The sequence below is a fragment of the Alteraurantiacibacter lauratis genome (assembly GCF_037154155.1).
Taxonomy (GTDB): domain Bacteria; phylum Pseudomonadota; class Alphaproteobacteria; order Sphingomonadales; family Sphingomonadaceae; genus Alteraurantiacibacter; species Alteraurantiacibacter lauratis.
On the sequence record NZ_JBANRN010000011.1, the window covers coordinates 13,737 to 27,640 of the forward strand.

Annotated in this window: 14 protein-coding genes; 3 read left to right on the forward strand and 11 right to left on the reverse strand. The window is 65.4% G+C overall.

What is annotated here, in order from left to right:
* Nucleotides 1-122: 122 nt before the first annotated feature.
* Nucleotides 123-1,388, forward strand: a complete 1,266-nt coding sequence (locus WFP39_RS10720) for a PQQ-dependent sugar dehydrogenase (protein WP_336919567.1) — start codon at nt 123-125, stop codon at nt 1,386-1,388.
* A gap of 9 nt (nt 1,389-1,397) precedes the next feature.
* On the opposite strand, the gene WFP39_RS10725 is transcribed toward WFP39_RS10720, so the two are convergent.
* Nucleotides 1,398-3,485, reverse strand: coding sequence for an NAD(+) synthase (locus WFP39_RS10725; protein WP_336919694.1), 2,088 nt, complete (start codon nt 3,483-3,485; stop codon nt 1,398-1,400).
* A 341-nt stretch (nt 3,486-3,826) separates the two neighbouring features.
* On the opposite strand from WFP39_RS10725, the gene WFP39_RS10730 reads away from it, so the two are divergent.
* The gene (locus WFP39_RS10730) at nt 3,827-5,044 is read left to right on the forward strand and encodes an MFS transporter (RefSeq protein ID WP_336919568.1); all 1,218 of its coding nucleotides are present in this window, start codon (nt 3,827-3,829) and stop codon (nt 5,042-5,044) included.
* Here the strand turns inward: WFP39_RS10730 and WFP39_RS10735 are convergent.
* The 4 genes from WFP39_RS10735 to WFP39_RS10750 form a co-directional block, all read right to left on the reverse strand.
* Nucleotides 5,041-6,243 carry an amidohydrolase family protein gene (locus WFP39_RS10735; RefSeq protein ID WP_336919570.1) on the reverse strand — a complete coding sequence of 401 codons (1,203 nt, stop codon included), beginning with the start codon at nt 6,241-6,243 and terminating at the stop codon, nt 5,041-5,043. The two genes, WFP39_RS10730 and WFP39_RS10735, sit on opposite strands and share 4 nt — an antisense overlap.
* A 265-nt stretch (nt 6,244-6,508) precedes the next feature.
* The gene (locus tag WFP39_RS10740) at nt 6,509-6,937 is read right to left on the reverse strand and encodes a glycine zipper 2TM domain-containing protein (protein WP_336919571.1); all 429 of its coding nucleotides are present in this window, start codon (nt 6,935-6,937) and stop codon (nt 6,509-6,511) included.
* A gap of 132 nt (nt 6,938-7,069) precedes the next feature.
* Nucleotides 7,070-7,720: an MOSC domain-containing protein gene (locus WFP39_RS10745; protein WP_336919572.1), complete on the reverse strand. Its 651-nt coding sequence runs from the start codon at nt 7,718-7,720 to the stop codon at nt 7,070-7,072.
* Complete coding sequence (locus tag WFP39_RS10750; RefSeq protein ID WP_336919574.1) at nt 7,717-8,316, reverse strand: class I SAM-dependent methyltransferase; 600 nt, start codon at nt 8,314-8,316, stop codon at nt 7,717-7,719. Before WFP39_RS10750 ends, WFP39_RS10745 begins: the two co-directional genes overlap by 4 nt.
* Before the next feature lie 58 nt (nt 8,317-8,374).
* Between WFP39_RS10750 and WFP39_RS10755 the strand changes: the two genes are divergently transcribed.
* Nucleotides 8,375-9,211 carry a PhzF family phenazine biosynthesis protein gene (locus tag WFP39_RS10755; RefSeq protein ID WP_336919576.1) on the forward strand — a complete coding sequence of 279 codons (837 nt, stop codon included), beginning with the start codon at nt 8,375-8,377 and terminating at the stop codon, nt 9,209-9,211.
* Here WFP39_RS10755 and rlmN read toward each other — a convergent pair.
* From rlmN to WFP39_RS10785, 6 genes are read right to left on the reverse strand one after another with little or no spacing between them, the layout of a single operon-like run.
* Nucleotides 9,203-10,447 carry a dual-specificity RNA methyltransferase RlmN gene (gene rlmN, locus WFP39_RS10760; RefSeq protein WP_336919578.1) on the reverse strand — a complete coding sequence of 415 codons (1,245 nt, stop codon included), beginning with the start codon at nt 10,445-10,447 and terminating at the stop codon, nt 9,203-9,205. The two genes, WFP39_RS10755 and rlmN, sit on opposite strands and share 9 nt — an antisense overlap.
* A 33-nt stretch (nt 10,448-10,480) precedes the next feature.
* Nucleotides 10,481-10,942, reverse strand: coding sequence for a hypothetical protein (locus WFP39_RS10765; protein WP_336919580.1), 462 nt, complete (start codon nt 10,940-10,942; stop codon nt 10,481-10,483).
* Between the two features lie 23 nt (nt 10,943-10,965).
* Nucleotides 10,966-11,175 (reverse strand): hypothetical protein, encoded by a 210-nt coding sequence (locus WFP39_RS10770; RefSeq protein ID WP_336919581.1) that lies wholly within the window; start codon nt 11,173-11,175, stop codon nt 10,966-10,968.
* Nucleotides 11,175-11,354, reverse strand: coding sequence for a DUF4169 family protein (locus tag WFP39_RS10775; protein ID WP_336919582.1), 180 nt, complete (start codon nt 11,352-11,354; stop codon nt 11,175-11,177). Before WFP39_RS10775 ends, WFP39_RS10770 begins: the two co-directional genes overlap by 1 nt.
* On the reverse strand, nt 11,354-11,851 hold the full coding sequence (gene greB, locus WFP39_RS10780) for a transcription elongation factor GreB (protein ID WP_336919583.1): 498 nt from the start codon (nt 11,849-11,851) through the stop codon (nt 11,354-11,356). Before greB ends, WFP39_RS10775 begins: the two co-directional genes overlap by 1 nt.
* A gap of 6 nt (nt 11,852-11,857) precedes the next feature.
* Nucleotides 11,858-13,813, reverse strand: coding sequence for a lytic transglycosylase domain-containing protein (locus tag WFP39_RS10785; RefSeq protein WP_336919585.1), 1,956 nt, complete (start codon nt 13,811-13,813; stop codon nt 11,858-11,860).
* Nucleotides 13,814-13,904 lie beyond the last annotated feature (91 nt).

Sequence of the window (13,904 nt, forward strand, 5' to 3'; positions counted from 1 at the left end):
ACCAAATTTCGGACAAAGTCATTGTGCGATGACTGACCCGGCAATAGGATAGGGCAAAAGGGCGGCGCGACCATACAGTCTTTGTGTGGCGGCGCGGCTTTGGGGAGAAAGGGACTTTCATCATGAAGCTTTTGCCGTTGGTGTCCGCTGTGGCGGCGCTGGCCCTGTGCAACCTGTCTGCAGCCGCACCGGCGCTGGCGCAGAATGCAGCCCCGCCGCCGCCGACACGCCCGGCCATGGCCCCGCCATTTCAGGGCGGGCCGCTTGCCGAAGGGCCGTGGGATTTGGCCACGCAGCATGGGCCAATCCGCGCCGAAGTGGTCGCGCGCGGCCTTGCCAATCCGTGGGGCTTCGTCTTCACGCCCGATGGCGACATGCTGGTCACCGAACGGCCCGGCCGCCTGCGCGTGATCCGGGATGGCGTGCTCGATCCCAATCCGATTGGCGGCCTGCCCGCAATGTATACGCTGGGCATTGCGGGCCTAAACGACATTGCGCTGCATCCCGATTTTGCCAGCAACCGGCTGATCTATTTTGCCTATTCGGGCAATAATCCGGCGAACGAGAATGAACAGGCGCTGATGGTCGCCCGTGCGCGCTGGGATGGCGGAGCGAGCCTGACCGGCTGGGAAATAATTTTTACCGCCGCGCCGTGGTATGGCGCGATGACGCAGCCTGAGCGGTGCTGCGGGCAGGGCCCGGCCTTTGGCAGCTTTGGCGGGCGCATCCTGTTCGATGCCGATGGCTATCTGTTCATTACCAGCGGGGATCGCAATTACGGCGAATTGGTGACCGATACGGCCAGCCATTTCGGCAAGATCCTGCGGCTGAACGATGATGGAAGCGTTCCGCCAGGCAATCCGTGGGTGGGGCGTGAGGGCCATGCGCCCGAAGTGTGGTCAACCGGCCACCGCAACCCGCTCGGCCTCACCATCAACCCCTTCACCGGCGAGATGTGGGAAAGCGAATTCGGCCCGCGCGGCGGGGACGAAGTCAACCGCATCATGCGCGGGGGCGATTACGGCTGGATGGCCGTGACGCAGGGCTTCCATTACAACGGGCAGCAACAGGAAGCGATTCGCGGCGTGGCGGGAAAGGTTGATCCGGTGCTTGCCTTCGGCCCGCCCTCGCTCAATCCCGGCAACCTTACCTTCTACAGCGGCGATCTGTTCCCAGAATGGCGCGGCGATATGTTCCTCGCCAGCTTTACCCAAGGCGTGCTGCGCTATGAAACCGATGCGACCGGGCATCCGATCGGGCGGCCGGAACATCTGCTGCGCGAACTGGGCCAGCGCTGGCGCGATGTGCGCACGGGGCCGGACGGTGCGCTCTATCTGCTCACCGATCAGGCTGATGGCGCGGTCATCCGGGTGACGCCGGGGGGCTGAGCTTCCCGCTCAGTCTATCCTTGTGCTTTCGGGCACATTCGCGCGCAGTTCCTCCAGCCATACGGTGGCTACCGCGTCGCTGGGCGCGCGCCAGTCCCCGCGCGGGGACAGCGCGCCGCCGCCCGACACTTTGGGCCCGTTGGGGATCGCGCTGCGCTTGAACTGCGTGGTCTGGAAGAAGCGCCAGAGGAATTTCTCCAGCCAGTGCCGGATCGTCGGCAGGTCATATTCGGTGCGCGCGTTTTCGGGGAAGAAGGGCGGCCATTCACCTGCCGCCGCATCGCGCCAGGCGTGCCAGGCAAGGAACGCGACCTTGGACGGCTTCTGGCCCCAGCGCATGATGTGGTGCAGGAAAAAGTCGTTGAGCGCATAGGGGCCAACCGTGCCTTCAGTGCTCTGTACCGCGCCGTCTGCGCCCACCGGCACCAGTTCGGGGCTGATTTCGGTATCGACGATGGCTTGCAGCACTTCGTCGGTATCGTGGCTGAACTGTTCGGACCGGATCGCCCAGCGAATGAGGTGCTGGATCAGCGTCTTGGGAACGCCGGCATTCACCGCGTAATGGCTCATATGGTCGCCCACGCCATAGGTGCACCAGCCCAGCGCCAATTCGGACAGGTCGCCCGTGCCGATCACAAAGCCCTTGTGCTGGCTGGCAAGGCGGAACAGGTAATCGGTGCGAAGGCCCGCCTGCACATTCTCGAAAGTCAGGTCATATACCGGCTCGCCATCAGCAAAGGCGTGGCCGATATCGCGCAGCATCAGCGTGGCGGCGGGGCGGATATCGATTTCCTCGGCCGTGATGCCAAAGGCCTGCATCAGCTTCCACGCATTGCCCCTGGTGTGATCGGTCGTGCCGAATCCGGGCATGGTGTAACCACGGATCATCGTGCGCGGCAGGCCCAGCCGGTCGCAGCATTTGGCCGCCACGATCAGCGCGTGGGTGGAATCGAGCCCGCCCGATATGCCGATCACCAGGCTTTCGGGCCGCGTTGCTTCCATCCGGCGCATCAGTCCGTCGACCTGGATGTTGAAGCCTTCGTAACAATCCTCGTCCAGCTTGTGCAGCCGGTCGGGCACGAAGGGGAAGCGCGCGAGCGGGCGGATCAGGCCGATATCGCCACGCGCCGGATGGTGGATCAGCGGCACGGTGCGGAACCGGTCAGCCGGACGGCCTGCGGCCTCTATCGCATCGTCAAAGGTCTTGTTGCGGATGCGGTCGCCCATGATCGCGGTGCAATCTACATCGGCCACCGCCAGTTCGGGGTGCAGGGCAAAGCGTTCGCTTTCAGCCAGCAGGGTGCCCATTTCATAGATGAAGCCTTGCCCGTCCCACGCATGGTCGGTGGTGCTCTCGCCGTGCCCGGCGGCGGAATAGACATAGGCGCAAGAGGTGCGCGCCGAATGGCTGCGCGCCAGCAGGTGCCGCTTGTCCGCCTTGCCGATGACGATGTTCGAGGCGGACAGATTGGCGCAGACCGTGGCGCCTGCCAGCGTGCCTTCGATCGAGGGCGGGGCAGGGCTCCACATGTCCTCGCAAATCTCGATATGCAGGCGAAAATCGGCAATCGCGCTGCTTTGAAAGATCAGGTCGGTGCCGAAGGGAAAGCTGCGACCTGCCGCCTGCATCATCGCGCCCCTGACATGGCGGCCGTGCGCGAACCAGCGCTTTTCATAGAATTCGCGGTAATTGGGGAGGTAACTTTTGGGCACTGCGCCCGCAATTTCGCCCGCGGCGATCACAATCGCGCAATTGTACAGCTGCCCCTGCGCCATCAGCGGCGCGCCGATCACCAGAATCGGCGTCAGATCGCGGCTCGCCTCAGCAATGTCGGCCAGCGCGCTGTGCACCATTTCCAGAAAGGCGGTCTGCATCACCAGATCATCGAGGATGTAAGAGGTGAGGCACATTTCCGGATAGACGAGCAGATCGACATGGGCGTCGTGCGCCCGGCGCGCCTCGGCCAGGATCGCGTCGCGGTTGAAGGCGATATCGGCCGTGCGCACATCAGGCGTGCTGGTCGCGACGCGGACAAAGCCGTGCGTGTGCGCTGCGAAAAAGGGGTGCGTGGCGGTCTGTTCGGCGGCGGTGTTCATCGCGGGATCGTCATCCAGAAAGGGGGGAGTGGCGGGCGGGGCGGGCTCCAGCCAGTCGGCCGGATCGCAAATGCCCAATTCGGCAAGGCGGCGTTGAACAGGCGGGCGGGGGATCTTGCCTTTGACTTCCCAGCCATAGACAGTGCGGCTGGGCCAGCCATCGGGCGCGCCGTAGACCGCGCCAAATTCCTCCGCTGAAAGGGGGGGCACCTGACGCTCGCGCCAGGCGCGGATTTTCTGACCAGCCTTGTGCATGGACAGCAAGGTATCCCAAAAGGATACTTGGCACAAGCAATCAATCGCGCTTGCCTTGCCGATGGCGCGGGCGCAGATCGGCGGCGATGACTGCCCCTTGGCCCCGCAGCTTTGCCCCGCTTCGCCACGGCGCCTTCGCGCTGATGATGGGCGGCGTGCTGCTGACCAATCTGGGCCATTCGGTGCAAGGCGTTGGCGCAGCCTGGCACCTGACCGCCAGCGGCGCACCTGCGGATGTTGTGGCGCTGGTGCAGACCGCGCTCAACCTGCCGATCCTGCTGTTGGCGCTGCCCGCCGGCGCGTGGGCGGATATGTATGACAAGCGGCGCATCATCATCGGTGCCCATCTCACCATGCTGGCGGGATGCGCCTTGTTGATCGCCTTGACAGGCCTGGGCATGGCGAGCGCAGCCCCGGTGATCGTGCTGACCGGAGCAATCGCCTGCGCAGCAGCCTGTTTTGGCCCGGCAATGGGCGCGTCGATCCGCAGCGCCGTTCCGGCAGGAGAGCTTGCGGTGGCTGTGGCGCTCAACATCCTGATATTCAACGCCGCGCGCGCCATTGGCCCCGCGCTGGGCGGCGGAATCGTGAGCGCGGGCGGGGCGCAGACGGCCTTTGTCGGGGCGGCAGTCTTTTATGCCACCGCCTTGGCGATCTACACCAAATGGCGCGGCGCTTCCCCTCCGCCCGAAGCGCGGCTCAGGCTGGCGGCGATGATCACACAGGGGCTGCGCGCCGCCGCGCTATCGCGCGAGCTTCGCACGATCCTGTCTCGCGCCTTTCTGTTCACCCTTGCGGGCGCTGCCGCCTGGGCGCTGATGCCGCTGGTGTCGGCGCAGATGCTGGGGCGGGGCGCATCGACCTATGGCCTGCTTCTCGGCGCACTGGGGCTGGGTGCGGTGATCGGCGCAGCCAGCGCGACATGGCTGCGCCAACGCCTGAGCGCCGAAGCGATCACCGGCGGCGCAGGTCTTGTTTACGGGGCAGCTTGCCTTGGCGTCGCCGCCGCGCCCGGCCTTGTCCCCATGCTGGCGTTGCTGGTGGTGGCGGGCGCGGGCTGGGTGCAGGCGTTGTCGGGCTTTTCGGTGTCGAGCCAGCTGTGGGCGCCGCGCCACGCCGTGGGCCGCATCGTCGCCATGGCGAGCGCGCTGACCTTTGGCGGTCTGGCGCTGGGGAGCTGGCTGTGGGGCCATGTCGCGCAGGATTTCGGCGTCGCGACCGCATTGGCCGCATCGGGTGCGGCGATGCTGCTTCTGCCGCTGCTCGGCCGGGTGCTGCCCATGCCCGCGCATGAACAGGATTAGGCCGCCGCGCGATTCCCGCCGATGGGCAGCTTGGCCCGAACAGTCGCCTTCGCCAGATCCAACCCATAGAGCTTGGCGGCATTGCCGCCGACAATCCCGCGCACCTGATCGGCTTGCATATGGCCCATATGCTCGGCGATCTTGGCAACCGAATTGGGCCAGATCGAATCGGGATGCGGATAGTCGCTGGCCCACAGCAGGTTTTCCGGGCCCCAGAAATCGGTCAGCGCCATCGTCGTCGCGCTTTGCTGGAAGGTGCCGTAAACCTGCCGCTTGAACAATTCGGACGGCTTCATCTGGTGCGGGATGCCGCCCTTGTCGTCCCAGTAGTCGGCGCATTCCCACAGGCGGTGGTGACGGTAATCCAGCTCCTCCACCACCCACGGAACCCAGCCTGCGCCGCATTCGGCAATCACGATTTTCAGGCCCGGATGCTTTTCCAGGATGCCCCAGGCGAACAGGTCGACGAACGGGTCGAGGAACTGTTCGATGAACATCTTGGCGTGGAGGAAGGTCGCGCCGGGCGATCCCTTGTACTTGTCGAACGCCTTGGTCACGCCGGGGAATACGGTGACATGGAAGGACAGGACAATCCCGCATTCTTCCAGCAAACGCCACAGCCGGTTCCAGCGTGCATCTTCCAACCGAGGTTCGCACACCGCGATTTGGAGGTTCGCCTGCCGGCATTTGCCGCCCTTCGCCAGCCTTTCCAGCTCGGCCAGCGCCGCTTCGGGATGCGGGGGCAGCATGGCCACGCCCAGCAGGCGGTCGGGCGCGGCGGTGCAAAAATCCTCATACAGCCAGTCGTTATAGGCGGCATAGCAGGCGCGCATGAATGCCTCGTCCGGCGTAACGATGGAGGTGACCGGGCCGAAGATCACATGCGCCCACACCTGGTCGCGGTCCATATCGGCAAGTCGCAGATGCGGGTGGCCGGCGCGCAGTTCGGAAAGGTCCTCGATCCCACCGCGATCATAGGCGGTATGGATCGGCTTCGGCCCCTTGAAGGGCAAGGGGCGGCCCGACCAGAAGCCCCAGCTTTGCCCGTCCGCCATCCACAGCGCGCTGCCGTTTTCCTGTTCCACCGGGCGCGGGGTGCGCTCGCCCCAGCTGGATGCCATGCGCTGCGTCCACACATCGGCGGGCAGCATGTTGAGGTCGAGATGGTCGTCGCAGGAAACCAGCGCGGTTTCGATCATGGGGCTCTCCCGGATGGCAGAAAGGGGCGCTGCGGCCCGTTGACTTTGTCCATAACGAATCGGGCAGGGATTGGCCATGCCTTACAAAGGCTGTTGTGCCCCAAACAACAATGCCGCCCTTCCGCTGCCAGGAAGGACGGCATCGCTTGTCCCGCGAAGGGGGAGCGGGACGGTGGCTGTCGCGCCATCCGGGTATTTGTGCCCCGGAATTGCAGCGATTTTGTGGCCTTTGGGGGCAGATTTGCCCGCGCGGTCGCACTTTGCCTTAGCGGCAGCGCGCTTCACCGCGATCGATCTCGCGTCCCAGCAGGCCGCCCAGCGCTGCGCCGAGAATCGTGCCCGTGGCGCGTTCGCCGCGCGTGTCAATTGCCCGGCCGACCAGCGCGCCGCCGGCCGCACCCACGATCAGGCCGGTGGTGCCGTTGCTGCGCTGGCAGTAATAGCGGCCGTCATTCCCGCGCCAGACGCGGTCCTGCCGGGTGATGCGGCGCGGCTCGATGTAACGGCCGCGGTCGTCGTAGATGCGGCGGTTGTCGCGGCGGTAATCGCGGCGATCGGCGACATGGTAATACTGCGCCTGCGGATGGTTGTCGCGATAACCGTGCGCCGGGGCCCAGCTGGGCGGACCAGCCATGGCAGGCGCAGCCGGAATCGCCAGCATCGCGGCGGCGAATGTGAGAATGGTCTTGCGCATTGTTCGGTCCTTTCGTTTCCGTCTGGATATGAGTGGCAATGACCGTTCTCGTTCATTGTTCCCCAACCGGGGATGAACGGATTGTTGTCTTTTCAAAGGCAGGACAGGCCGTTGTGTGGGCGCGACGAAGCGTCAGCGGCCTGCCAGAATATCTGCGACCTGCCCGCGCAACTTGTCTGCCAGCGCAGGCACGGCGACGATGGCGCGCAGCGTGTCGGCGCGGTCCTGTCGCGGGTGGCCCCAGATGGCGCCAAAGCAGCGTGCAACTGTCATGCTGCCCTGTCCCTGCTCGACGAGATGCAGCACATCGCCCGCTTGCGCCGTGCCTTCTTCCAGCACGCGAAAATACCAGCCACACCGTGCGGTCTGCACGATCCGGCGCACCATTTTGGGGTCGCCAAAGCGGTGAGCAATCTTCCAGCAGGGCTGGCGCGGCTGGCTCACCTCGATCAGCGCGGTGCCAAGGCGGAAACGGTCGCCGATATGCACCTGCATTTCGTCCTGTCCGTGGACGGCGATATTGCTGCCAAAGCTGCCGGGTTCGGCCAGCAGGGGATGATCGCCCAGCTCGCCGCGCCAGAAGGCCATGTGGTCGAGGGGGTAGAGATGCAGCGCCATGTCCGGCCCGCCATGATGCTTGCGGTCGGCCTGCGCATCGCCTGCAACACCTGTCTGCGTGATCCGCACCGGGCCAGCCAGCGGCTGTTTGGCAATCGCGCTCGCCTCCTCGCCGCGAAAGGGAACCGGCTGCCCGGCACAGATCGCGCGGACGACAGGGTTCATGCGGGATCCTTCTGCATCGTCACCGCCATCCAGTCGCGCAGCACCTTGTCGAGCCCGCCATCCTGATAGGTGCGCGCCTCCACGATTCGCCAGCCGGGCACGGCGAGGTATGCTGCGCGCAAGGCGTCTGCGGTTGGGAAATTGTAGAGGCGGCCGAACATGTCGCGCGCGTCGCCCTCTCCCAGCTTGAAATTCGCAAAGTGCCAGCCGCCGGGCTTCAGCGCACGGGCAATGCGCGCCAGAACATCGGGCAGGCCTGCGCCCGGCTGGTGGTGGATTGAGGCATGGCACCACACGGCGTCATATTCGGCCTCGGCCTCCAGCTCGTCAAAGGTCATCACCGCAACCGGCATATCCAACCGTTCCTGCGCGCGCCGGGCCATGCTGGCAGAACCATCGGTGGGCACCACCGCAAAGCCCCGCCGGATCATATGCTCGGCATCGCGCCCTGCGCCGCATCCCAGTTCCAGTATCCGGGCACCGGGCAAGAGCCTGTTCAAGAAGGTATCGAGATCGCGCGAGGGTCCGTCGCGCCCGCTGATCGTGTAGCGCGGGGCTTCCCGGTTGTAGAAGGCGAGGGTATCGGGGTCGCTCATGCTGCCGCAGGATGAAGCCTGCGCGGGGCAGGTGCAAGCAGCTTAGGACAAGCGCGCAATGAAACTCGATCTGGTGGATGTGTTCGGCAGTGGCCCGCTTGGCGGCAATCCGCTGGCGGTGGTCCATGGCGCGGACGCTTTGGGCGATGCGGCCATGCTGCGGCTGACGCAGTGGCTTGGCTTTTCGGAAACCACCTTTCTCCTGCCGCCCTCCGATCCGGCGGCCGATTACCGCGTGCGCATCTTCTACCCAGCAGGTGAATTGCCCTTTGCCGGGCATCCGACTTTGGGAAGCGCCTTTGCGTGGCTGATGGCAGGAGGGCAGACTCGGCGCGAGGGTATGGTAGTGCAGCAATGCGGGGCCGGACTGGTTGAGGTGCGGGTGGATGGAAACACTCTCGCCTTCGCGGCACCGCCTTTCACCCGATACGGCCCGTTGGCATCCGACGAATTGGCCGCAGCAGCACAGATTGCCGGGGTCGAAACGGGCAACGTGGTGGAGGCTGTTCACATCGCCAACGGGCCCAACTGGCAATTGCTGCGGCTCGCCTCGGCCGAGGAATTGCTAGTCGCCAAGCCCGCCGCACGCGCACCGGCAGGCACCGATATCGGCCTTGCCGCACCGGGCGCGCCGGGATCGGGGGTGGATTGGGAGGTGCGGGCCTTCTTCGCCAATCAACACGGGCAGGTGGTCGAAGATCCGGTAACCGGCAGTTTCAACGCGGGTCTGGCGATGCACTTGTTTGCCAGCGGACTGACTCAAGGCCGCTATGTCGCGGGGCAAGGGCGGATGACCGGCGCGGACGGGCGGGTGCTGTGTGAACAGGACGCCAGCGGGAAGGTATGGATCGGCGGCCGATGCCGCATGGTCGCCGCAGGCGCGCAATTATCCTAAAGCGGCCTGCTTTTCCTCGGCCAGCCGGTCCAGCTCGGCGCGGCTTTTGCGTTCGGCGGTGGTCTTTAGCTGCCCGCATGCCGCATCGATGTCGCGCCCGCGTGGGGTGCGCACGGGCGCGGAAATGCCCGCTTCGAACACGATATCGGAAAAGCGCTTTATCCGTTCGGGGGTCGAACATTCATAGGGTGCGCCGGGCCAGGGGTTGAACGGGATAAGATTGACCTTGGCGGGCAGCTTGTATTTGCGGATCAGGCGGACCAGTTCGCGCGCGTCTTCGTCGCTGTCGTTCTTGTCCTTCAGCATCACATATTCAAAGGTGATGCGCCGCGCGTTGGAGGCACCCGGATAGGCGGCGCAGGCGGCGAGCAGTTCCTCGATGCCGTATTTGCGGTTGATCGGCACGATCTCGTCGCGGATTTCCTTGGTCACCGCGTGCAGCGACACGGCAAGATTGACGCCGATTTCCTCGCCGCAGCGCGCCATCATCGGCACAACGCCGCTGGTGGACAAGGTGATGCGCCGCTTGGATAGGGCAAGGCCATCGCCGTCCATCACCAGTTGCAGCGCGCCTTTCACATTGTCGAAATTGTAGAGCGGCTCGCCCATGCCCATCATCACGATATTGGTGAGCAGGCGGCCATCGGAGGTGTATTCCGCCTCGCTCTCCTCATCGGGCATGTCCATCCGACCGCGCGGCCATTCGCCCAGCGCGTCGCGCGCCAGCATCACCTGGCCCACAATTTCGCCCGGCGTCAGATTGCGGACAAGCCGCATCGTGCCCGTGTGGCAGAACCGGCAATTGAGCGTGCAGCCAACCTGGCTGGAGACGCACAAAGTGCCACGATCGGCATCGGGGATGAACACCATCTCGTAATCATGGCCATCATCGGTGCGCAGCAGCCATTTGCGCGTGCCATCGACCGAATCCTGCGCCTCGACAATCTGCGGGCGGCCAATCACAAAGCGTTCGGCCAGCCACGGGCGCATGGGTTTGGCGATATCGGTCATCGCCTCGAAATCGGTCACGCCGCGGTGATACAGCCAGTGGAACACCTGCTTGGCACGCAGCTTGGCAGCCCTTGCATCCAGCCCGGCGGCTTCGAACAGTTCGGCGATGCGCTTTTTCGGCAGGCCGATAAGGTCAATGCGGCCATCTTCGCGCGGCGTGATATCGCGCGCGACGGGAACCGGATCGATCTGTCCGGGGATCGGCATGAGGGCGGTGTCTGTCATGATTGCGGCGGCCTATAGCGTAAAGGCAGAGGCTTATCCAGAGCGGGCGCAGCCGACCGTGGCCGCGTCGATAGCGGTAGCCGCACCTGCCAGCACATAGCGGTCAGTGAACAGCCGCCCCTGCCGGTCGCGCCCGCTCACCGTCATGCTGCCCGCTGAACGCATCGCCGCCACGATGCGCGCATCCATCTGCCGGTCGGCGGCAAAGACATCGCGGCCTTGTCCCGCAAGTTGAAACCGCTCACCACTCACCACCAGTCGCGCCCCGTCTTGCCCGGCGATGGCACGCGAAAGGCGGATATGGACCTGCCCGCGCACCTGCCGGTCGGGCCAATGGCTGACGGTGGCAAACCCCGCCGCAGATGCGCTTCCCTCGGCCTGCGCAATGGCATAGCAGCGTGGCACCTGCGGATCGCGAAACGCGCCCCATTGGCCGAATACGCCAAGGCTGTCACGCGCCAGAACCGGCGCAGAGAGGAGGCAGGACCCGATCACGGGAAGGGCGAGGCGGCGCAGGTTCAATCCTGCTCTCCGATAAAATCGATCCATGCCACCACATCATTGTCCGTCGCCAGGAACAGGCCCGCCTGCACCTCTTGCGGTTGCTGCTCGGCCCAACGCACGGCTTCCGACAGGGGGCCATAGAACAGCGTCTGCGCGCCGCCGCCTTCAGCCTCGCTGTCGAGGAAATACAGGCGCACGCTCGCCTCGGCATAGGTGCCGCGCATCAGTCGCGCTCCCGCTTCGCGCTGTCGAGTAGCGCGGCAGCGCGCTTTGCATCCGCCTGCCGCGCCGCTTTCGCGGCTTTGCCTTCGCCGTAAGCCGCACGGTTGCCATCCGCAATGCGAGCCTTGTCGGCGCGGGCCTTTGCCTTGCGGGCGAGGCGCAGATTGACCACTTCGGCCATCAGGCGGACACCCTTTCAGGATAGGTGATGGCGATCACTTCCCATTCCTTCTCCCCACCCGGCAGGCGCACCGTGCGCACATCGCCCACGCTGGCGCCGCGCAATGCGCGTGCAATCGGCGCGCTCCACCCGATGCGACCGGCGCTGGCATCCTGTTCGTGGTCGCCCACAATGGTCAGGGTGCGCTCCTGATCGTCCTCGTCGGCAATGGTGACGACCGCGCCAAAGAACACCCGGCTTTTGTCCGGCTGCTGCGCGGGATCGACCACCTTGGCGTGCTTCATCACCTTGGCGAGAAAAGCCAGCTCCCGGTCAATCTCGCGCATCCGTTTGCGCCCATAAAGGTAATCGCCGTTCTCGCTGCGGTCACCATTGCCCGCCGCCCAGCTGACGATTTCGACAATTGCCGGGCGTTCGGTGCCCAGCAAATGGTCATACCGCGCTTTAAGCGCCGCCAGCCCTGCGGGCGTGATCGGGTTGGTTTGCCCCCTGTCCATGCCGGATCAACGCAGAAACTGGCTGATCCGGCGGCTGCGGTTGTTCGATTGATCGGGATAGAGATGCTCATACACCACCGCGTTTTCCAGCACGCGGTGGACGTAGGTGCGCGTTTCGGAAAAGCCGATCTTCTCGATCCATTCGACCCAGCTGATCGCGCCGGTGCGCGGATCGCCGTTTTCGCGCAGCCAGCGGTTCACATTGCCCGGCCCGGCATTATAGGCGGCTGCCGCCAGCGGATAGGAGCCATTATAGGTGCGCAGCAGCCGTTCGATATGGTTCGATCCGATCTGCATCGAATAGGTCGGATCGTCGATCAGCCGGCTTGCGGAATAGGAGAGGTTCGCGCGGCGCGATTCTTCCTGCGCGGTGGCGGGCATGAACTGCATCAGGCCCCGCGCGCCGGCATGGCTGATCGCGTTCTGGGCGAATTGGCTTTCCTGCCGCGCGATCGCGTGGATCATCGTGAAATAGGTGCCGGGCGGATGTTGCAGGCGGGGGAATCCGATCGCGGTGAAGCCGTCCAGCCCGTCTGCCCCGGCGGCATCGGCCAGGTTCACCGCCAGGTCGCGGCGGCCGATCTCGCGCGCCAGCTCGGCCACCAGCAGGTGGCCTTCCACGCCTTCGGCCTGTTCGGCAATCGCGCGGTAGAAGCGAATGCCCACGCTCCACGGCGCATCGCGCGCCACTTCGGATACGGCGCGGGTAATCGGCTGGGCGCGGAAGGCGGCGCGCGCCTCCTCCGAGATTTCGGCCTGCGGCATGGCGGCAAAGCTCGGCATGGGGCGGCCCAGCGCTTCCAGCGCCAACTGGCCATAGAACCGGTCGGCATATTGCGCCGCCATTTCGTAATACCGGTTGGCCCCTGCCGTATCGCCGGCGCGCGCCGCGGCGTGGCCTGCCCACCAGAAGCCCTTGGAGCGCGTCTGCGGCGTGCGTGCGGCCGCGCCATAACGGTAGAACAGCGGCGCAGCGGCGGCGGCATCGCCCTGTTCCCACAAGGCCTTGGTGCCGCCCAGCCACATCAACGAGGTGTAATCGTCGCGCAAGCGGAACGAGCCTTGCGAAATGTCTTCGTCCGGCGCGAAGGCATCGTCAACGCTGGCCGCGATGCGCACGGCATTGCGGTTGTCGGCCAACCGCGCCACGGCGAGGAGTTCGCCTATCCAGGCGGCAGGATCGCGCGGGCGCGCAGCCAGCGGCGCGCGGTTGGCCAGCATCGCAATCGCTTCGCCCTGCCGGCCCTTCTGCCGCAATTCGCGGCTGCGGTTGTAGAGGTATCCGGGATCGGTCAGCGCAGCCGGATCGCCTGTCGCCCCGTCACCGCCCTGCAGGATCGACAGCCTGGCCTGAAACACCGGCCGCCGTGCCTCGCTGGTGCGTGCGATTTGGCGCGCGGCAGCAGCAGCATCGCGTTGCCACAGCAAGGCGTCCATCCGCACATCGTGATCATCCTGCGTGAAATTCGCCCCGTAAGTTGCCGCGATCGTGGCCTCTGCCACTTCGCTCATTTCCCCGCCGCGCCAAGCCTCGTGCGCCAGCGCAGCCGCGCCTGCCGCATCGCGCCCGGCCAGGGCCAGCGCGTAATGCGCGCGCGCGAAATTGCCGAGCGGGGGGAAACGGTCGAAATAGGCCAGCACGGCCTCATTGCTCACGAATTCGCGCGTCAGCCGCTGTTCGGCGCGGGTGCGCAGCGTGATTTCATCGGGAAAACCGGGATTGGCGAGGAGGAAGCTGGAATAGCGTTCGAACGGCAACTGCGCATTGCGATCTTCGTATAGTGCCTGCCAGCGATTGATCTCCCCCGCCATCGGCCCCGGCCCCTGCGCCACCAGGCTGGCGCGGGCATTGTCCCATTCGGCCGCATCCTGCGCGCCTGCTGCTGCGGGCAGCGCGACTGCGCCAGCCAGGACAAGAACGGGTGCAAAAGCAAGGAAAGAGGCACGAGTCATGCTGGACATTCTGGCGGCCTCCTCCTTATCAGGCCCTGAACGCGGTGGGCGGCAATCGCACCGGCCCGCCATGAGTCCCGTTTTTGCCGGGACATTGCAA